Below are 19,851 nucleotides of genomic sequence, written 5' to 3'. Positions count from 1 at the left end.
ATACAGAAAGATTCCAAGAAAAACTTCACGGCCTTTCCCCGATAGAATATCGGGAAAAGGCCGTGGCATAATACTCTTTTTATTACTGTCTACTTGACAGGGAGATGACCACATCTTATTTCGATAAGATGTTCTTTTCATTTCATAATCACCTTATGTTACAATAAACTTCGGCATAACGTAAGAAAGGATGAAACAACATGACAAACGAAAAAGGTTTAGATAAAGGATACGAACTTGTTGCGAAAATGCATGAAGTATTCGGACATCCTGTGACAAATACTCCAACAAAATTAACAGAAGAGCGTGCAAAAATCCGTGCAAGTTTTATGCAGGAAGAACTAGAAGAATTTCTAGAGGCAACGACTGTTGAAGATCAATACGATGCACTGATTGACCTTATTTACTTTGCATTCGGCACGTTTGCAGAAATGGGCGTACGTCCTGATAAAGGATTTGAAATTGTAAATAACGCAAACATGGCAAAGCTATTCCCTGATGGAAAACCTCGCTTCCGCGAAGGCGACGGCAAAATTTTAAAACCAGAAGGCTGGCAAGCACCAGAGCCACAACTTCGTGCTGAAATCGAACGTCAGCGCCAAGAAGCTGAAAAAAACTGCTAGGATTTCCTAGCAGTTTTTTATTATGTCTTTTTTTCTGCAACTCATTAATGTCCCACGTGCCCCGCGTGTCCTGCAGCTCCACTAATACTAGCTGCTCCTGCTGCTGCCCCTGCTGCTCCTGCTCCAATTCCACCTGTCCAAGGAGAAGATTGCTGTTGTTGATATTGCTGATATTGCTGGTGCTGTTGGTGCTGTTGGTGCTGTTGGTGCTGTTGACCTTGGTGTCCATGATGACCATGTTGACCCTGATGAGTTTGATAAAGAACAGCCTGTGGATGTATATGATGGTGGCCGTGGTGATGTACTTGTTGTTGATGATGTCCATGATGACCGTGGTGACCTTGGTGGTGGTGATGGCCATGTTGACCTTGGTGGTGATGGTGTCCATGATGATCATGTTGACCTTGATGAGTTTGATAAAGAACAGCCTGTGGATGTATATGGTGGTGGCCGTGGTGATGTACTTGTTGTTGTTGTTGTTGATGTCCATGATGACCGTGGTGACCTTGGTGGTGGTGATGGCCATGTTGACCTTGGTGGTGATGGTGGCCATGATGATCATGTTGACCTTGATGATGATGGTGTCCATGATGACCGTGGTGGCCTTGATGGTGATGATGGCCATGATGGCCATGTTGACCGTAAAAACCTTGTGGATAACCACCTACTCCGCCTGCCACAACACCTACTCCCGGTACAGGAAATCCTGTCTGTACTCCTCCAACGAAAGATGGAAATGCAGTTGGTACACCTACTGGTACTCCTCCCGCTGCTCCGCCAACAAATGTTGGGATTCCAGTTTGCACTCCGGCTACCGATGATGGAAATCCTCCTGTTAATGTTGGAATTCCAGTTTGTACACCGGCTACTGATGTGGAAAAACCTCCAGGTGTTCCGCCCATCCAGCTCGGAATTCCACCGTATCCTTGTTGTCCTCCTCCCATTAACATCATTTGTTCATAACTATCCGATCCACCCCCGAAGAAACCATGTGGTGCATTATTGTCCATCCCTTTCATTCCTTTCACCTCTTCTACTCAATTTAGCCTACCTTTTTTATCATATTTCCTATAGAAAAATAGGTGTTTGTCTGTATTGGAATTCCGCTCTTTTATTTGTACGTATTGGAATAATTGAAAACTTAGACTAGGGTGATCCAGAGATTATTTTCTACACAAAAAAGCTCAGAGTATACATACTCTGAGCTTTTTTTAGAATAAATTAATTTGCAACAACATTAACAAGTTTTCCAGGAACAACAATTACTTTACGAACTGTTTTCCCTTCAATTTGGTCTTGAATTGCTTCAATTGCAAGTTGTTCCATTTCTTCTTTTGATGCGTCTTTACTCATTGTTAGTTTTGCGCGAACTTTACCCATAACTTGAACAACAATTTCAACTTCATCTTCTACAAGTTTAGACTCATCAAATGTTGGCCAGCTTGCATATGTGATTGTTTCATTGTATCCAAGTTTGCTCCATAGCTCTTCCCCGATATGAGGTGCAACTGGTGCAATCATTTTTACGAAACCTTCTACATATTCTCTTGGAAGTGTTTCAGCTTTGTATGCATCGTTGATGAATACCATCATTTGAGAAATCGCTGTGTTGAAGCGAAGCTCTGCATAGTCTTCTGTTACTTTCTTCACTGTTTGATGGTAAGCTTTTTCAAGCTCTTTATTTGGTGCGTCAGTAATTTTCTCACTTAATTCACCGTTATCTTGAACGAATAGACGCCATACGCGGTCTAGGAAACGACGAGCTCCGTCAAGACCATTTTCAGACCAAGCAATTGAAGCATCTAATGGTCCCATGAACATTTCGTATAGACGAAGTGTATCTGCACCGTGGCTTGCTACGATATCATCAGGATTTACAACGTTACCTTTTGATTTACTCATTTTCTCGTTGTTTTCACCTAGAATCATACCTTGGTTGAATAATTGTTGGAATGGCTCTTTCGTTGGAACTACACCGATATCGTATAATACTTTATGCCAGAAACGAGCATATAGTAAGTGAAGTACGGCATGTTCTGCACCACCGATATAAATATCAACTGGAAGCCATTGTTTTACTTTTTCAGGATCTACAAGTGCTTCGCTATTGTTTGGATCGATGTAACGTAGGTAGTACCAGCAGCTACCAGCCCATTGCGGCATTGTGTTCGTTTCACGACGACCTTTTTTACCAGTCTCAGGATCAACAACATTTACCCACTCGTCAATGTTAGCAAGTGGTGATTCACCTGTACCTGAAGGACGGATGTTTTCTGTTTTCGGAAGAACTAATGGTAATTCCTCTTCTTTCACAGCTGTCATTGTACCATCTTCCCAGTGAATTACTGGAATTGGTTCACCCCAGTAACGTTGACGGCTGAATAACCAGTCACGTAGACGGTACGTTACTTTTTGATTTCCTGCGCTCGTTGCTTCAAGCCATTCAATCATTTTTGCGATTGCTTCTTCTTTATTTAATCCATCAAGGAATGCTGAGTTTACGTGTGCACCATCACCTGTGTACACTTCTTTCGTAATATCTCCGCCTTTTACAACTTCCTTCATTGGAAGATTAAATACTGATGCGAATTCATAGTCACGCTCATCGTGAGCTGGAACTGCCATTACAGCACCTGTTCCGTAAGTTGCAAGAACATAGTCAGCGATCCAGATTGGTAATTTCTCACCGTTTACTGGGTTAACTGCGTAAGTACCAGTGAATACACCAGTTTTCTCTTTCGCAAGTTCTGTACGCTCTAGGTCACTCTTCATTTTTACAGCGTTAATGTAAGCTTCTACCGCTTCTTTTTGTTCTGCTGTTGTAATTTCTGCAACAAGTGCATGTTCTGGAGCTAGTACACAGTATGTTGCACCAAATAATGTATCAGGGCGCGTTGTGAAAACTGTGAATTTCTCGTCTGTACCATCGATGTTGAAGTGTACTTCTGCACCTTCAGAACGACCGATCCAGTTACGTTGCATATCTTTTAAGCTTTCAGGCCAATCAAGCTCATCTAGATCTTCTAATAGACGATCTCCGTAAGCTGTAATTTTTAACATCCACTGTCTCATCGGACGACGCTCAACTGGATGTCCACCACGCTCACTCTTACCGTCAATGATTTCTTCGTTTGCAAGTACTGTACCAAGTGCTGGGCACCAGTTTACAGGTACTTCATCAACGTAAGCTAAGCCTTTTTCAAATAGTTTTAGGAAGATCCATTGCGTCCACTTATAGTAGTTTGGATCTGTTGTATTTACTTCACGGTCCCAATCGTAAGAGAAACCTAATGATTTAATTTGGTTACGGAACGTATTAATATTATGCTCTGTAAATTCAGCTGGGCTGTTTCCAGTATCAAGTGCATATTGCTCTGCTGGAAGACCAAATGCATCCCATCCCATTGGATGAAGAACGTTATATCCTTGCATACGCTTCATACGAGATAAAATATCTGTCGCTGTATAACCTTCTGGATGTCCTACGTGTAAGCCTGCACCTGATGGATATGGGAACATATCTAGTGCATAAAATTTTGGTTTTTCTGTCTCATCTGGCGTACGGAATGTTTTATTCTCTTCCCAGTACCCTTGCCACTTCTTCTCAATTTCTTGATGATTAAAGCTCATGAGATACCCTCCTTGAAATTCTATTTATTTTCACCGCCCAAAATACAAAAAACCTCTCATCCCTAGAAAGGGACGAGAGGTTATAGATTCCCGCGGTACCACCCTAAATTAATGTACAAATATACATTCGCTTAGATCCGTAACGTGGATTAACGGCAATTGCTACTATTAGTTTCACAACTGCAACTCAAAGGCGAGTTCATAACGAAACGTGGATTGACTTGCACCGACCGTCAACTCTCTAAACCAGCTTCTATTACTACTACTCCTTCTCACTGTTATTACACATATAAGTTAAGTGAACTATCCTTCACTTAGTATCTCTTAAGAGCTTACTTAAAGCGAGGACTTCTCGGTTAATCGTTACTCTTAATAACTAACGAATTCATCTTAAGACAACCGAGCTATCTCCCTTGTTCTAAAGGTTGTTTTATTTAAATATATTCTAAAACATGTTACATGTTCCGTCAAACTAAACTGCAATTTTTTCTTCAACTGTTTCTTCTACTTTTACTCGTTTATCATAAATGCTCGTTGCTATAAGCGCTACTACAAGCATTACCATGATTGCTATAAACAATACTTCCATATTGTATAAATCCACAATTGCTCCGCCAACGACCGGCCCGAACATTTTCCCTACAGTCGCCGCACTATTTACAACCCCTTGATAAAACCCTAATTTATCTTTTGGTGCAAGTATATTTGCAATCGTTGGAACCGCAGGCCATACAAATAACTCACCTATTGTTAATGTTACCATCGCAACGAGGAACATCGTAAATTGCTGCGCTTGGCTTAACACAATGAATGACGCCGCAAAAATGAAAATCCCAATCATAATTTGCTGTTTTAAAGAACGCTTCATCCAACGAATTAGCATACTAACAAGTGGCTGCGCACAAACAATCATCGCTCCGTTTATCGTCCATAATAAACTATAGTGACGAAGGCTAATATTCAATTCTTGCATATGTGTTGCAATCGCTCCTTGCCACTGTACGTATGTAACCCAGCATAAAGCATATGCTACACACACGATAAGAAGTGCTTTAAATCCAGGTTGTAAGTGACCACCCTTTTTTCGTTTCGACTTCTTTTTGCACTCCTGGCTCTTTCTTGTCTTCCATACCGCGGAATCCAATAAAAGCAATTAAGAAGAAAACAAAGTATAAAATAAAGTTCGCTAAGAAAATATAATCAAAACGATACGATGCAACTAATCCACCACATGCTGTTCCGATCGCAATACCAACATTTTGTCCAACGTACATCGCATTAAATGCCCGTCTTCCGCCTTCTGGCCAAACCGTACCAACCATCGCATACATCGATGGGAAGACCATTCCAGAACCGAAGCCGATTAACGCTAGCCACACAACATATAACGGCCAACCGTGGAAGAACACAAGACCTAAAATCGATACAAGTGTAATCACAATCCCTACTAAAGTTGATTTATAACCGCCCCATTTATCAAATAAAACACCGCCGAGCAAGTTTCCGATTACACCAGTAAGCGAATTGATCATTAATACCATTCCGGCCACAGATAAAGATTTTCCTAGGTGATCATGCAAATAAATTGTATTAAAAGGCCATAAAAAAGAAGCACCCGTGACATTAATAATCATCCCAGCTACTAATAGCCATACTTTCCTTGGCATAGTTTCCCCTCCTATTCTATTTTTTTCGTTCATATATATAACAGTAAAATTGTAGTCGTTTTTAAATAGGAAGGCAACTGATTAATAGTTGATGAAATTCAGATAATGGTTCGACGGTAAATGAAATTATACTGATTGCTTCTTGGATTATATCAGCGATTATTAAAATATATCGACTTACCGACAAAAAATGACAACAGTAACAATGTATAAAGAGGCTGCATGAACTTCATGCAGCCTCTTTATACTATCCAACTTCCTTTTCTCGCTTCGCACGTTCTTTAGCACTCCATTTAAACACCTTATCTAGTAGCGAGTATATTCTCCCAGACTCTTTCGTTAATAATGGTCCTAACGATGCCAATATTAAAACATATAAAGCGGAGAACGGTTTAATCGCTGCCATTAAGCCGCCCGCGATTCCAATATTCGCGACGATAATGGAAAATTCTCCGCGTGATACAAGTGTTAAACCGATATTCGTAGAAGCCTTATGCGATAACCCAGCTTTACGCCCCGCAACCATTCCAGCAGTAAAATTACCGATCAGAGTAATGAAAACTGCTCCTAATGCCAACCACACTGCTCCTCCAAGTGAAAATGGGTCTATACTTAAACCGAAGCTGAAAAAGAATATAGCTCCAAAGAAATCACGAAACGGAACGACAAGCTGTTCAATTCGATCACTATGCTCTGTTTCAGAAAAAACGAGTCCTAGTAATAATGCTCCAATTGCCTCTGCAACATGAATCGTTTCTGAAAATCCTGCTACAAAGAACAAAATAGCGAATATTACAATAATAAAAATTTCATTGGACGAAATATCTAACATTTTATTTAAAAACCGTGTAGCTTTTCTAGCAACTACAAAGAATAGTAGCATATAACCTACTGCGATTAAAATAGATGTAAGAGCACCTACAAATGATGTTGCCCCTCCAAGTACTAATCCTGAAACGACTGATAAATATACCGCTAAAAAAATATCATCAAACATAATGATTCCTAAAATTAGCTCCGTCTCTTTATTACCAGATCTTCTTAAATCAACAATTACTTTCGCAACAATTGCACTCGATGAAATTGTTATGATCCCAGCAATAATTAATGTTTCTAATAAGGGGAAACCCATTATATATCCGTAAAGTAAACCTAATATAAAATTAAGCGATATATGAACAGTTCCCCCAAAAGCAATTGATTTTCCTGATTTAATTAATTTTTTAATTGAGAATTCTAAACCTAAGTAAAATAGGAGGAATATGACGCCAACACGGCCGAGGAAGGAAATAACTTCTCCACTTTCAATAAATCTTAAATCGATAAGCCCTAAATCTGGGGCATGAGGCCCCACTAGCATACCGAGTATAATAAGAAACGGAATAATCGAGAACTTTAACTTTGCAGCGAGAATAGCTGCAAAAGCGACTAATACTAACGCAGTCCCAACTTCAAAGATTAAAGTATCCATCGATTATGAATCCCCTCCTACTGAAAGCAACTCATTAATAATTCTTTTTACTTCATGTCTTTCGCCTGATAGTACGAGCATATCGCCAGCTTCAATGATAGAATCTGGGCCTGGATTAAAGAACTTCTTCATATTCTTTTTCAAAATGGCAATAATCGTTACGTTATATGTGTTTCGGACATGTAAACTACCAATTGTTTTTTGTACGACTGGTGCATTATTTTCCACCTTAAACCACTCAATTGATAATCCTTCAAAGGCCATTTCAATCGTATCTAAAGCTTGTGGTCTATATACCATTCCGCCCAATATAGCTGCAATTTGTCTCGCTTCGGAATCACGAAGAGAGACGCTTGAAATACTCTCCTCATGATCAGCATCAAAATGGTACATTTCTCTTCGACCATCATCATGAATAACGATAACCATCTTTTCATTACCTTTTGTAATCACTTCAAACTTACATCCAATACCCGGCAGTTCGCTCTCTCTAATATTCATATTTTCCGCCTCCTAATTTTTTAGTTACGGCTTTTATAAATCGACATCAATCTCCGTTTTAAAGGTCTCATCCTTTGAGATGCCTAAATACTTTAGCGTCTCTGATGGAGTCGCGTGATGGAAATGTTTTTGCAATAACGCAATCGCTATCCCTCTTTTGTACGCATGAAATCCAAACGTTTTCCGCATTGAATTCGTTCCGATCTTACCAACAACTCCAACTGCTTCTGCAGCATTATGAATTACACGATACGCTTGTTGGCGCGTAATTGAATTTGGCGTTTTATTAGATTGAAATACGTAATTTTCTCTTTTAACGCCAATAGATTGTACGTAATCTAAAAGCGCTTCTTTTACTTTTGTATTTAAATAAATATCTTGTTTAAATTTTTCATCTTTCACAGGAAGAGTATAAAACTCTTTAACAGTCCCATCTTCATGTAATACATCTTCAAATTTCATGCTAAGTAGTTCTGTAATTTTTAATCCTGTGTTAATTCCAATAACAAATAAAAGATAATCTCGCTGGGAGTGCTCTTTTAAATATTTTTTCATAGCCTCAATTTGGCTTATATCTTTTAATGCCTCTACAACTTCCATACATGTATTCTCCTCATCTTATGAACGGTAATTTTCTCATTATGTTGTCCATTTTACCTTATCATGCTATGAGATTTCCATGTGTTATCCATTATTTTCACAATATACTCAGGTGGTTCTGAAAACTTTCAATGTGGAAACTTACGATTGTATAAATACGTTGCGGTAAAAAATGTGGGGATAAAAGTTCAGCTTCTTTCTACAGATTGGATTCCTCCTTTCCTTATACAGCTACTTCTACTTTTATATTACGTTACTTACTTGCATTATATTATATATTTCAGTAACATTAAAGTGTTTTTTCTGAAAATAATAAAAACCGAGCGTTTTTGCTCGGTTTTTATTATTAATCTTCTTTCGGAAGAACAATTCCTTTATACAATTGAACTGTAATGAAGTAATAAATCGCATAAATAACTACGAAAATTACGATTGGTACCCAAATACGGAAGTACGGATCGATTAAAATAAATCCGAAAATATTCATACCAACTAATACGTGAGCGATACCCACAATTGCTGGGAATAAGAATACTAAGAATAACTCTTTATAAATTGATTTTGTTAATAACTCACGGCGCACACCAATTTTACGGAGCATTTGATAACGCGTAATATCTTTTGATGCACCAGAAAGAATTTTAAACATAAGACAGCTTGCCATCATTGCTAAGAACGCAATTCCAAGGAAGAATCCCATAAACACTGTTCCACTCGCAACGCCGTATAACATGTCGTAAGTTTGATATTTACTATTTAATCTTTCAGCTTTTACATTTTTATATTTATCTAGCTGCAACTCGTCAAGTTTTTTCCATTCTTTTGTATATGCTAAGAAATCATCTGCTTTTCCGATAAATGCTATACTTTCTTTACCATTTATCCCATCATACATTTTTTGATCTACAATTTTAATTGCATGATCTTCGTATATATAATATGGATGAATTGTGCTAAAAGCATCGACCCATTCTTCTGGAAGTTCTTTAGCGTTCGCATCTTTTTCATTCATTTCTCTAGAAACTGCGCCTACTGGTAATTCCTGTGAAGCCTTCTTCGTATTTACTAAATCCTTCATCGACTTCATATTTGTCATATCTTTTACGAAAGGACGATTTTTCTCTAAATCTTCTTTTACATAGTAAACGTATTTATCATCTACTTTGTAACGATATTCGCTTTTCTCTTTAAATGTAATACCGTCTAAAATTTTCTTTTCTTCAGCTGTTGGATTATGAACTACTGAATCATAGATTACTAAACCATCTACCATTTTTATAACGTTATTTTTAAATGCCATACCACCTGAAATTGCACCAGCTCCAAGAGCAACTAACATCGCTACTGTCGCAAGTACTTTCGTTAAGCTATTAATACGGAAATTTAATTGTGCAAATGTAAAAGCGTTAAGTCCTTTTTCACTACGCTTTTTATTACTTTTTAACTTTTTAATAATGACTGGGAGAAGTGAGCCAAATAGCATGTAAGTACCAGCTGTCGTTGTAATTAATGCAATAAGGATTCCCATTTCTCTTAGTTTTTCCATGTAAATCATTGATGCATAGCCAATGCCTAATAAAATAACCGCAAGGAATGCAACTAAGCCTGTCATTTTTCCTTTTACCGCAACACGTTCTGTTTGTGCATCTGCATGTACAAGTTGCAATACAGAAATACGTGATAACTTAATACTGTTCATAATTGCTGATAGTACAAATAATGCAAAGAAGAAGATACAAGTAACAGTCATAGATGGCAGATAAAATGCTTTATAGCCTTCACCAGCAAATTCTAATTGTTTCATTAATAATTGACCGATACCTTCTGCAAGTCCTACACCAACTGTAATACCGATTGCAAGAGACGCGGCGCCTAATACAATTGTCTCAATAAACATAAGTAATGTAACTTTATGCTTTTTTGCTCCTAACATCATATACATACCAAACTCTTTTTGACGAAGAGATAGTAAGAAAGAGTTCGCATACAAAATATAGAAGAACGTTATGATTGCTAGTAAAAATGAACCTGCTTGGAATACAAACCCGATTGATTTAATCACTGAATTAGATTCAAGAAATGATTCATTTAGTGCTAACGTTTGAAACATATAAAAAATTGAAATCGACATGACAAGACCAACAAGTAAGACGATGTAATCTTTTAGCTTACTCTTTAGTCCTGACATGGAAAGTTTGAATAACATGCTCTAGAACCTCCTTTCTTACGCTTTTTGTGTGCCTAAGTCCGCAAGCACATCTAAAATTTCTTTATAAAACTCTTCACGTGTACCGCCGCGGTGAATTTCTTTATATAGCTCACCATCTTGAATGAATAAAATACGCTGACAGTAACTTGCACTGTATGGATCATGTGTAACCATCATAATAGATACGCCTTGATCTTTATTTAAGTTTGTCATCGCATCAAGTAAACTCGTTGCATTTTTAGAATCAAGCGCTCCTGTTGGCTCGTCCCCTAAAATAATTGCCGGCTCATGCACTAAAGCACGCGCTGCTGCCGAACGTTGCTTTTGCCCACCAGATACTTCAGATGGGTACTTTTGAAGTATTTCTGTAATTCCTAACATATCCGCTACTTTCTCGACTTTTGGTCCAATGTTACGTGATGGAACACCTTGAAGAGAGAGTGGAAGTGCAATGTTTTCATAAATAGATAAGTTCTCTAATAAGTTAAAGTCTTGGAAGATGAATCCTAACTTTTGTGAACGGAAATCAGAAAGCTCACCTTGTTTCATTTTTGTAATATCCGTTCCTGCAATTTCAACAACGCCGCCCGTTGCTTTATCTAACGTTGAAATTACATTTAATAATGTCGTTTTACCAGAACCAGATGGTCCCATAATTCCAACAAACTCACCCTCTTGAATTGAGAATGACACACCTTTTAACGCGTGTGATTGGTTCTCACCTTTTTTACCGTACACTTTTTGAACGTTTTTCACGTCTACAACTGGTTTCGTCATATATATCCTCCTACGCTTGTTTTTCCATTACCTATTTTGCGCCTTTTGGAAGTGAACTGCTATTTGTTAACATTACATTTACCTTACACTTTTGTAATATAAAAAAGGTGTACTTGTAAGCTTGGCTGTTAATACTAGTTCACATTTCGGCATAGTAAATCGGTAAATGAAATTATATCGGCGATTTTCAAAATATATCGACTTATTGACAAAAAACGCCAATAAAAATAGGCTGTTCCACAAAAAAAGAACAGCCCACTTCTCTCTTTATTTCTTTAAAGGTGTTACCGTCCAGTACGTAATAACACGCCAAATCCATTCTAATGGACCCATTTTAAAGATTTTCATCCAAATTACACTAAACACAATTTGAATTGCATAAATTGCGATACATACATATAGCGTCTGCATGTATGTTAAGTTACCTGCAAAGTTAAATACACTACCGGCAATTAAAATCATTGCCGTTTGTCCGATATAATTTGTTAAAGCCATACGACCGTAGTATTTCAATGGTGCTAATAATGTTTGAACTGGTTTTAACTGAAGTAATAAAATTAATGCTCCTACATAGAAAGCTGAAATAATTGGTCCAACAGTAATACCAATTTTTAGAAACTGGCTTGCAGCATCCATTGTTCCGTCTTCATTCATCAATATCATATTTACAAATGGGTCAGCAGGCACGTGTCCATATTGATACCATACAGCTGCCACACTTAAAACAAACATAATGCCTGTAAAAATAGCGACTTGCTTTATGTTTTTTGAAAGATTTTCAAATACACGATATTGTCCTGCAGCAAGACCTAATAAAATTAAACCAAGTGGTAATAGTTCTTTAACACCCATTACACTAAAGGCTATTGTCAAAATAAGACCAATTACTAAGTTCACTTGTTTTTTCGCTTTATAAAACGGTAAAACGATTAATCCGCAAATTGCATATAACGTTAACGCTTCTCCAGGCTGAAACATGTAATGAATCAAACCAAAAATAAATAATGCAACTACGCGGCGGAAAAATAGAACATATCCATTTTTCCCTTTCGCAATCGCTCTTGTAATGAAGATATAGAATCCCACTCCAAATAAGAATGAGAAAATCGCGAAGAAACGACCTTCTACAAATAAATATAGAAACCTTTGATAGCTAGCATCTACTGTATTAGGATCTGGAGTTTTAATATGAAGTAGTGCTAAAATATTTACTAAAATAATCCCCAGTAATGCGAAGCCACGAATGTAATCTAACTCATCAATTCGTTTGTTTGTAATATTGTTCCCCATAAAGCAGCTCCTTGTCCAAAATTTAATCCTCCCTTACTCTACTGGAAAAGTAAGCTTACAACTATCGGCAAACCTTACAGCAATCTTACATTATTGTCATATAACAAAACAAAACCAGGTCATATTGCGACCTGGTTTACTCTGATTGCTTTGATCTTTGAGGTTGTCCTTTTTTACTGTTACGCTGTTTCACTTGAACAATCGGATCAAGTTCATTCGAAAATTCAGCGTTATGTCCATTTTGTGTTTTTTGTTCTGGGTTATTTTGATCTGAACGTTTCGCCATTACATTCACTCCTTATTAGTGCGGTGTAATAATCATTTGATGTTGCAATTGGCGAATTGCCATACGCGCTCTATTTAACTGCTCACGTTGCTCATCATTCGCATGTTGTTGCATCGTTTGTAAATCGTTATATGCTTGTTCTAATTGCAACTGCGCATCCGAATACTCCATCGTATTATAATGCTCTTGTCTCATGCCTTGTTCTAATTGTTCTTTCGCATATTCCACCGCTTGTTCCGCTTGTGTAATATACGATTCAAGTGATTGACGCTCTGCCATAATTGTCCCTCCTTGCTTCAATTCCCCTTTAGTTTGTCCCTTCCTTATGAACCTTATGAGTATGTTATAATGGATTTTGTGTTATTTTGACTCGGCTTAGGAGGGAAAGTAATGAAGGTTCAAAACCCTTTTCCATATACAAACGACAATAAACGTTATCATACATGGAATTACCATTTACGAAATGAATTTGGTGAAAAAATCTTTAAAGTTTCATTAGATGCTGGCTTCGATTGTCCGAACCGTGACGGTACAGTTGCTTATGGCGGTTGTACATTTTGCAGTGCTGCTGGATCTGGTGACTTCGCTGGCGATCGCCGCGATGATGTTATAACGCAATATCATGAAATGAAAGAAAAAATGCGCTCAAAGTGGAAAGACGGAAAATGTATCGCTTATTTCCAAGCGTACACAAATACACATGCACCACTTGAAGTGTTAAAAGAAAAATTCGAACCGCTTCTAGCAGAAAAAGACGTTGTCGGTCTTTCTATCGCAACTCGTCCAGATTGTTTACCGGACGATGTTGTTGAATATTTAGCGGACTTAAATAAACGCACGTACCTTTGGGTTGAACTCGGACTACAGACCGTTCATGAACGTACTGCAAACCTTATTAATCGCGCTCATGATTATCCTTCTTACGTTGAAGGTGTAAATAAATTACGTAAGCATGGCATTCGAGTTTGCTCTCATATTATTAACGGTCTTCCTCTTGAAGATTACGACATGATGATGGAAACAGCTCGTGAAGTAGCGAAACTTGACGTACAAGGACTTAAAATCCACTTACTTCATTTATTAAAAGGAACGCCAATGGTGAAGCAATATGAAAAAGGACAACTCGAATTCCTTTCTCTTGAGGATTACGTAAGCCTCGTTGTTGACCAACTTGAAATTATTCCAGAAGACGTAATTGTGCACCGCATCACAGGTGACGGTCCGCCTGATTTAATGATTGGCCCAATGTGGAGCTTAAATAAATGGGAAGTTTTAAATTCCATCGATGCAGAATTTGTACGCCGCGGAAGCTGGCAAGGAAAATATGCAAATGAGGAGAAACAAAAATGAAATTAGAACGGGTATTACCGTTTGCTCGCACGCTGCTGCAAACGGCAGTAAAAGAAGGCGATTACGCTGTAGATGCAACTTTAGGAAACGGGCATGACACTTGCTTCCTAGCTGAAATCGTTGGAAATAACGGAAAAGTATTTGGATTTGATATTCAAAAAGAGGCGATTGAAAGCTCAACAACTCGTCTAAAAGAAAAAAAACTTTTCGAACGTACTGTTTTAGTTCACGATAGTCACGATACACTTCTATCCATATTACCAGAAGATGCAAAAGGAAAAGTAACAGGTGCAATTTTTAACTTAGGTTACCTTCCTGGCGGAGACAAACATATCGTCACAAAACCGAACTCAACAATCTCGGCGATCGAGCAATTATTAGAAGTAATGGCGCCTGAAGGTATCATCGTCCTTGTCATTTACCACGGACATCCAGAAGGACGAGTAGAACGCGACGCTGTACTTAAATTTGCCGAAGAACTAGACCAAAAACAAGCACACGTACTGCGATACGGCTTCATTAACCAGCAAAATAATCCGCCATTTATTGTGGCGATTGAGAAACGATAATATATCAACGATTTTTCAATTATATCTATCGTAACTCGGGATATATCAACGATTTTTTCGATATATCTATCATAACTTACAATATATCAACGATTTCTCGGATATATCGATTGTTCGACAAAACATAACAAAAAAGACGTGCACTCATTGCACGTCTTTTTGTTATTCTCCTATATAATGGATGTAAACATTCTTAAAGGAGACGAAACAATGATTGGAATACTAGCAGGAATGGGACCAAAATCAACTGGACCATTTGTCGATACAGTTGTAGCAATGTGCCAAACAATATACGGAGCAAAGCATGATATGGACTTTCCTCATATGATGATTTATTCGTGCCCAACACCGTTTTACATGGATCGGCCTATTGATCACGAAGCGATGAAAAAAGCGATTATTGAAGGAGCACAAAAACTTGAAAGTACTGGCGTAAGCTTTATCGCTATGCCGTGCAATACGGCGCATCTTTATTTCGAGGAATTACAGCATTCTCTGTCCATTCCGATTTTAAATATAGTCAATGAGACGTTACAAGCAATTCCTAAAAATACAAAAAGAGTCGCTCTTCTCGCAACAGAAGCGACAGTTCAAGCTGGTATTTATCAAGACGGGATTGCAAAACGGAATATAGAATACATTCATTATGAAAAATGGCAAACGATGATTAATCAAATTATTACGTATATTAAAAGCGGAGAAGTTGAAAAAGCTCGCAAATTATGGAGCGCGCTCGTTGTGCAGTTGAAGGATGAAGTAGATACCGCAATTATCGCATGTACTGATTTGAATGTTGTGGCTAGTGAGAATTTTGTTGATTCTTCTCAATGTCTTGCGAAAGCGGTTGTTAGGATGTACTTATCAAATATAAAGAGATCTTCATAAACATAGAAAACACTCCTTCTAAAATGTGTTTTATGTTTAATAAAAATCCCACAAACTTTTAACTTTCTTCACAATTCTTTCAAAGTAATCACACTTAATCTCGCTATATTAAATAAGTAGTTATTCATATAGGGAAGGTTAGGGGAACTGAAAGTATGAAAGTAAATCGTTCGCTTCATTACATTTTTTGGCGTTGGCATTTTTATGCTGGGCTTTTTATTACGCCACTTCTTATTACGTTGTCACTGAGCGGAATTGGGTATTTATTTCGGGAGGAAGTTGAAGATTTCATCTATAAAGATTTATATTTTGGGAAGAGTGCTCAAACAGAATCTATTTCGATGTCTGATTCTATTTCCTTAACAGAGAAAAAATATCCACATTATAGCGTGGCGAAAATTAGTGAGTTTAATGGGGATTATAATACGAGACTTACCATTGCAAATGAGTATACTGGGCAACAAAAATATGTGTATTTAGACAGCAATAATCAAATTGTTGGGGATCAAAATGCAAGTGAAACGTTTGCCAATATAATGAGGGAATTACATAGTTCTCTTTTAGTTGGCGGCACTATCGTAAACTATACTGTGGAGCTTGCGGCATGCTGGACAATCTTTTTAATCATAACCGGATTGTACATGAGTATACGCCAATTCAAAAACACACCATCATCCAATAAGCGAGAAAAAGCAAAAAGACGTCATTCTATTATCGGTATTATATTTACAATTCCTCTCTTTCTGCTAGTCGCATCTGGATTGCCATGGTCAGGATTTATGGGGAACCAAATTTATAAAATTGCATCGTCAAATGAATCACTCGGATATCCAAAATTGTACATGGCACCGCCTGAATCAAAGGTAAAAGAATTGCCGTGGGCAACAAGAAAAGAAGCTCCTCCTGAATCGAATTCAAATGAACCGAAAGCAATTTCTGTCCATGAATTACAAAAAGGAATTGAAATAAAGAAGCCATATGTTATTTCACTACCAGCTGATCCAAAAGGTGTATTCACTGTTTCGAAATCGAGCGGTTCTGGTATTACAGGTATGCATGTTGCACCAAATGAAGAGATAACAGCTTACTTTGACCAATATAGCGGGGAACTCATTTCCAAAACGGACTATCGTGATTATGGATTACTTGCACAATGGTTCACTTACGGTATCCCACTTCATGAAGGACATTTATTCGGATGGCCAAATAAAATATTATGCTTACTAACGACATTATCTCTACTACTTCTCATTTATTACGGAATAAAAATGTGGTTAGCAAGGAAGCCGAAAGGAAAATTAGCAGCACCACCAAAGCAAAGAGATAAGAAAAGCATAATCGTTTTCTTTATCATGATGGTTATACTAGGCGCTGTCATGCCTTTATTCGGGCTATCTGTTTTAGTGATTTTTGCGATTGAACTTCTTATATATGTATTTTCAAAAATACGATCATAATGAAAAGAAAACCACTCTACATGAGTGGTTTTCTTCATCACTGCGCTGTTTTTTTTCGGTACATCTTCCCGTTCCAATAGAAGAAGCGTGAAGTGAGGCCTCCGTACTTTACAATGCGCCGTGCCATTTTGTGCATATTCTTTTGTGCTGATACTTTTTGATCTGATAAATAAATACCAAGTAACCCTCGGCTTATGAGACGATGAAACTTCGCATGAGGCAAATCACCAATGCTCTTCTCCGCTTCTTCTACAAAGTGTTTCATCCGATCTAATATCGCTTGCTCGTTTTCGTAATAACTACAGAAATTCAAATCTCCGCCTATACGGTCTTCTTCTTGATCAATGAAATAATCAAGTAAGATATGAAGTCCTTGTACGTAAGGGAAGTACCCTTGTCTAATTTTCGCAATATCTTCATCATGTAACTCATCATGAAATGCATATGCGACAAGACAGAAAATTCCAAGTGTAGAACCGGCACATGCTGAAAATTCAAACCAACTCATCTCAGGTAAGTTTTCTTTATGTGCTTCAAACCAATTTTTCAGGCGCGGCTCTCTTTCTTCTAATTTCACGTGTTTATGAATTTGCAAATCACAATAATAACAAGCAAGTTCATGAAGAACAGGAGCAATTTTGTCATAGTGCTTCGTTTTCTTTAAAACATCTTGGCATGTTTCAACAAGTTCATCTAAATAACCACCATCATCTTGATCATCACGATAACGATAATAATTACCGCCACCTTCTACTTCAGGTGATAATGCCATTAACATCGATTCATGCAGTGCGGCAAAATCATTTGGATCAAGTGATGTACTGCGATCACATAAATTATCTAAATAGTCGCTGATCGTTTGATACGCTACGATAAAACGAATACATTCTTCTCGGTGCTCATTTGCTAGCAGAGCTAAAATGCCACCGCCCTCACAATGAAACGTTTTATGCTCAATACTTGCGATTGCCTGACTATGAAGCTCATCATTCGGAATATGGTAGGCACGCTCTTTCCACATCGCTAGCTCATGGTGTACAACCGGAAACACATCACGGTATACTTTCGCCATGAGCGTTATGGGATTACTCGGTACGTTCACTTCTTCCTTCATCTCCTCTATTAAATGTACAAATAATGATTTATTTGTTTGTTTTTACTATATTATTGACATGCATTTCAGTAAATGACTGAATATAACTCAAAATTTCATCTCGCTCATACTCATTTAATAACTCGTGATAACAATTCGGCCATTCTTTAAAAGCCTTATCACTTATTTTAACATTATCAAACCAAGTGCGGACACGTGTTTTATCTACAAGTTTATCCTCACAAGCTTGCATTAGCAAGAGCGGAACATCTGGAAAATCATCTATTTTTTTATGAGCAATTTCGATAGACTTAATCAATTCACTATACCAACGTACTGATACTTTGCGCAAGAACAAAGAATCATTCTCCATTGCATCTCTCACTTCGTGGTTACGTGTTGACATTTCCACCGTAAGATTCGTTGCAAATTGCAATTTTGGAGCCACAACATTTAATATTTTTGAAGCAAGTTGAAGCGGAGCAGAGGGTCCAGTCACTACCCCTAAACAAGGCGAACTCAAAATAATACCCTCTACATCTTCTCTCTTCGTTTCTTGCATCATACGAATGACAATAAGACCACCCATACTATGACCGAATAGAAAAATAGGTAACCTATACTTTCTTGCTTCTTTCACCCATAGTTTAACTTCCTCTATGTATTCATCAAATGAATCAATATGTCCTCTATTTCTTGAAGTCGTTCCATGTGACGGAAGATCCCCCATCACGACGTGGTAGCCGATATGATTCCACATTTCCGCAACGGCTTCGTAACGTCCGTGATATTCCATTGCGCCGTGCACAATAACAATGACAGCCTTTGCTTCCTCCGCTTCATAATTCCACATACGGCTCTCCTCCATTTCACTCTTTCTCATAATTTGATACACTAAAACTAGTCTCTAGGAAAGGAAGACTTTACATGATATATCCTTACAAAGAAAAAAAACCGAAAATTGCGAGTAGTGCTTTTATCGCTGACTATGTTACGATTACAGGCGATGTTTACGTTGGCGAGGAATCAAGTATTTGGTTTAATACGGTCATCCGTGGTGATGTGTCACCAACGATCATTGGAGACCGAGTAAATGTACAAGACCAATGTACACTCCACCAAAGCCCTCAGTATCCTCTTATCTTAGAAGATGATGTTACAGTTGGGCATCAAGTTATTTTACATAGTTGTCATATTAAAAAAGATGCTTTAATTGGAATGGGATCCATTATATTAGATGGTGCTGAAATTGGCGAAGGAGCTTTTATCGGCGCTGGAAGCCTCGTTTCACAAGGAAAGAAAATTCCACCAAACACGTTAGCTTTCGGTCGTCCCGCGAAAGTCATTCGTGAATTAACAGCAGAAGACCGTAAAGATATGGAGCGTATTCGCACGCAATACGTTGAAAAAGGTCAATATTATAAATCATTACAGAAATAAATT

General features: G+C 37.8%; 19 protein-coding genes, 1 pseudogene and 1 other annotated feature. Of the genes and pseudogenes, 7 read left to right on the top strand and 13 right to left on the bottom strand.

The genetic code is table 11. The features are described 5' to 3' along the window. The coding region (locus tag MR168_RS33620) for an IS3 family transposase (protein ID WP_325782447.1) at nt 1–71 on the top strand (71 nt) is incomplete at its 5' end. A gap of 129 nt (nt 72–200) precedes the next feature. Continuing rightward, a complete protein-coding gene (locus MR168_RS08365) occupies nt 201–623 on the top strand; it encodes a pyrophosphohydrolase domain-containing protein (protein ID WP_000180554.1) in 423 nt (140 codons plus the stop codon). A 44-nt stretch (nt 624–667) separates the two neighbouring features. Here the strand turns inward: MR168_RS08365 and MR168_RS08360 are convergent, their stop codons facing one another. The 11 genes and pseudogenes from MR168_RS08360 to MR168_RS08310 all read right to left on the bottom strand — a co-directional run bounded on the left by MR168_RS08360 (nt 668) and on the right by MR168_RS08310 (nt 13,333). Continuing rightward, nucleotides 668–1,642, bottom strand: coding sequence for a hypothetical protein (locus tag MR168_RS08360; RefSeq protein WP_242291232.1), 975 nt, complete (start codon nt 1,640–1,642; stop codon nt 668–670). 202 nt (nt 1,643–1,844) lie between these two features. Beyond that, nucleotides 1,845–4,253 carry a leucine--tRNA ligase gene (leuS, locus tag MR168_RS08355; protein WP_086411293.1) on the bottom strand — a complete coding sequence of 803 codons (2,409 nt, stop codon included), beginning with the start codon at nt 4,251–4,253 and terminating at the stop codon, nt 1,845–1,847. Nucleotides 4,254–4,318: 65 nt separating this feature from the next. Continuing rightward, nucleotides 4,319–4,538 (bottom strand) — a binding site (T-box leader). A 187-nt stretch (nt 4,539–4,725) separates the two neighbouring features. Next, nucleotides 4,726–5,920, bottom strand: a pseudogene (locus MR168_RS08350) (MDR family MFS transporter). Nucleotides 5,921–6,167: 247 nt separating this feature from the next. Further along, on the bottom strand, nt 6,168–7,391 hold the full coding sequence (locus tag MR168_RS08345) for a cation:proton antiporter (protein WP_048558784.1): 1,224 nt from the start codon (nt 7,389–7,391) through the stop codon (nt 6,168–6,170). A 3-nt stretch (nt 7,392–7,394) separates the two neighbouring features. Then, nucleotides 7,395–7,892 (bottom strand): cation:proton antiporter regulatory subunit, encoded by a 498-nt coding sequence (locus MR168_RS08340; protein ID WP_001026053.1) that lies wholly within the window; start codon nt 7,890–7,892, stop codon nt 7,395–7,397. 33 nt (nt 7,893–7,925) lie between these two features. Beyond that, a complete protein-coding gene (locus tag MR168_RS08335; protein WP_242291231.1) occupies nt 7,926–8,492 on the bottom strand; it encodes a tyrosine-type recombinase/integrase in 567 nt (188 codons plus the stop codon). Between the two features lie 346 nt (nt 8,493–8,838). Then, on the bottom strand, nt 8,839–10,698 hold the full coding sequence (locus tag MR168_RS08330; protein ID WP_016123474.1) for an FtsX-like permease family protein: 1,860 nt from the start codon (nt 10,696–10,698) through the stop codon (nt 8,839–8,841). Nucleotides 10,699–10,716: 18 nt separating this feature from the next. After that, nucleotides 10,717–11,478 carry an ABC transporter ATP-binding protein gene (locus tag MR168_RS08325; protein WP_000165844.1) on the bottom strand — a complete coding sequence of 254 codons (762 nt, stop codon included), beginning with the start codon at nt 11,476–11,478 and terminating at the stop codon, nt 10,717–10,719. Between the two features lie 267 nt (nt 11,479–11,745). Continuing rightward, a complete protein-coding gene (locus tag MR168_RS08320) occupies nt 11,746–12,768 on the bottom strand; it encodes a DUF418 domain-containing protein (protein ID WP_242291230.1) in 1,023 nt (340 codons plus the stop codon). Between the two features lie 136 nt (nt 12,769–12,904). Beyond that, on the bottom strand, nt 12,905–13,054 hold the full coding sequence (locus MR168_RS08315) for a hypothetical protein (protein WP_001129341.1): 150 nt from the start codon (nt 13,052–13,054) through the stop codon (nt 12,905–12,907). 15 nt (nt 13,055–13,069) lie between these two features. Next, nucleotides 13,070–13,333, bottom strand: coding sequence for a YtzC family protein (locus MR168_RS08310; protein ID WP_000840871.1), 264 nt, complete (start codon nt 13,331–13,333; stop codon nt 13,070–13,072). A 111-nt stretch (nt 13,334–13,444) separates the two neighbouring features. Here MR168_RS08310 and mnmL point away from each other — a divergent pair, with 111 nt between their 5' ends. The 4 genes from mnmL to MR168_RS08290 all read left to right on the top strand — a co-directional run bounded on the left by mnmL (nt 13,445) and on the right by MR168_RS08290 (nt 17,315). Continuing rightward, entirely contained in the window at nt 13,445–14,404 is a 960-nt protein-coding gene (gene mnmL / locus MR168_RS08305; protein WP_086411295.1) for a tRNA modification radical SAM protein MnmL/YtqA, read from the top strand. Beyond that, nucleotides 14,401–14,973, top strand: coding sequence for a tRNA 5-(aminomethyl)-2-thiouridylate-methyltransferase MnmM (mnmM, locus tag MR168_RS08300; RefSeq protein ID WP_086411296.1), 573 nt, complete (start codon nt 14,401–14,403; stop codon nt 14,971–14,973). Before mnmL ends, mnmM begins: the two co-directional genes overlap by 4 nt. Nucleotides 14,974–15,183: 210 nt before the next feature. Continuing rightward, nucleotides 15,184–15,858 carry an aspartate/glutamate racemase family protein gene (locus MR168_RS08295; protein ID WP_048534996.1) on the top strand — a complete coding sequence of 225 codons (675 nt, stop codon included), beginning with the start codon at nt 15,184–15,186 and terminating at the stop codon, nt 15,856–15,858. A 155-nt stretch (nt 15,859–16,013) separates the two neighbouring features. Next, a complete protein-coding gene (locus tag MR168_RS08290; protein ID WP_000867823.1) occupies nt 16,014–17,315 on the top strand; it encodes a PepSY-associated TM helix domain-containing protein in 1,302 nt (433 codons plus the stop codon). A gap of 37 nt (nt 17,316–17,352) precedes the next feature. On the opposite strand, the gene MR168_RS08285 is transcribed toward MR168_RS08290, so the two are convergent. Together MR168_RS08285 and MR168_RS08280 are read right to left on the bottom strand one after the other, a co-directional pair. Beyond that, nucleotides 17,353–18,417 carry a tetraprenyl-beta-curcumene synthase family protein gene (locus MR168_RS08285; RefSeq protein WP_001102461.1) on the bottom strand — a complete coding sequence of 355 codons (1,065 nt, stop codon included), beginning with the start codon at nt 18,415–18,417 and terminating at the stop codon, nt 17,353–17,355. 40 nt (nt 18,418–18,457) lie between these two features. After that, nucleotides 18,458–19,261, bottom strand: coding sequence for an alpha/beta hydrolase (locus MR168_RS08280; RefSeq protein WP_044307041.1), 804 nt, complete (start codon nt 19,259–19,261; stop codon nt 18,458–18,460). Nucleotides 19,262–19,335: 74 nt separating this feature from the next. On the opposite strand from MR168_RS08280, the gene MR168_RS08275 reads away from it, so the two are divergent. Continuing rightward, complete coding sequence (locus MR168_RS08275; protein WP_000640188.1) at nt 19,336–19,848, top strand: gamma carbonic anhydrase; 513 nt, start codon at nt 19,336–19,338, stop codon at nt 19,846–19,848. The last annotated feature ends 3 nt before the right edge of the window (nt 19,849–19,851 follow it).

The sequence above is a fragment of the Bacillus cereus group sp. BfR-BA-01356 genome (genome assembly GCF_022663635.1).
GTDB classification, from domain to species: domain Bacteria; phylum Bacillota; class Bacilli; order Bacillales; family Bacillaceae_G; genus Bacillus_A; species Bacillus_A cereus.
The sequence above is the reverse complement of the archived record's forward strand: the minus strand, read 5'-3'. Positions and strand labels throughout refer to the sequence as shown.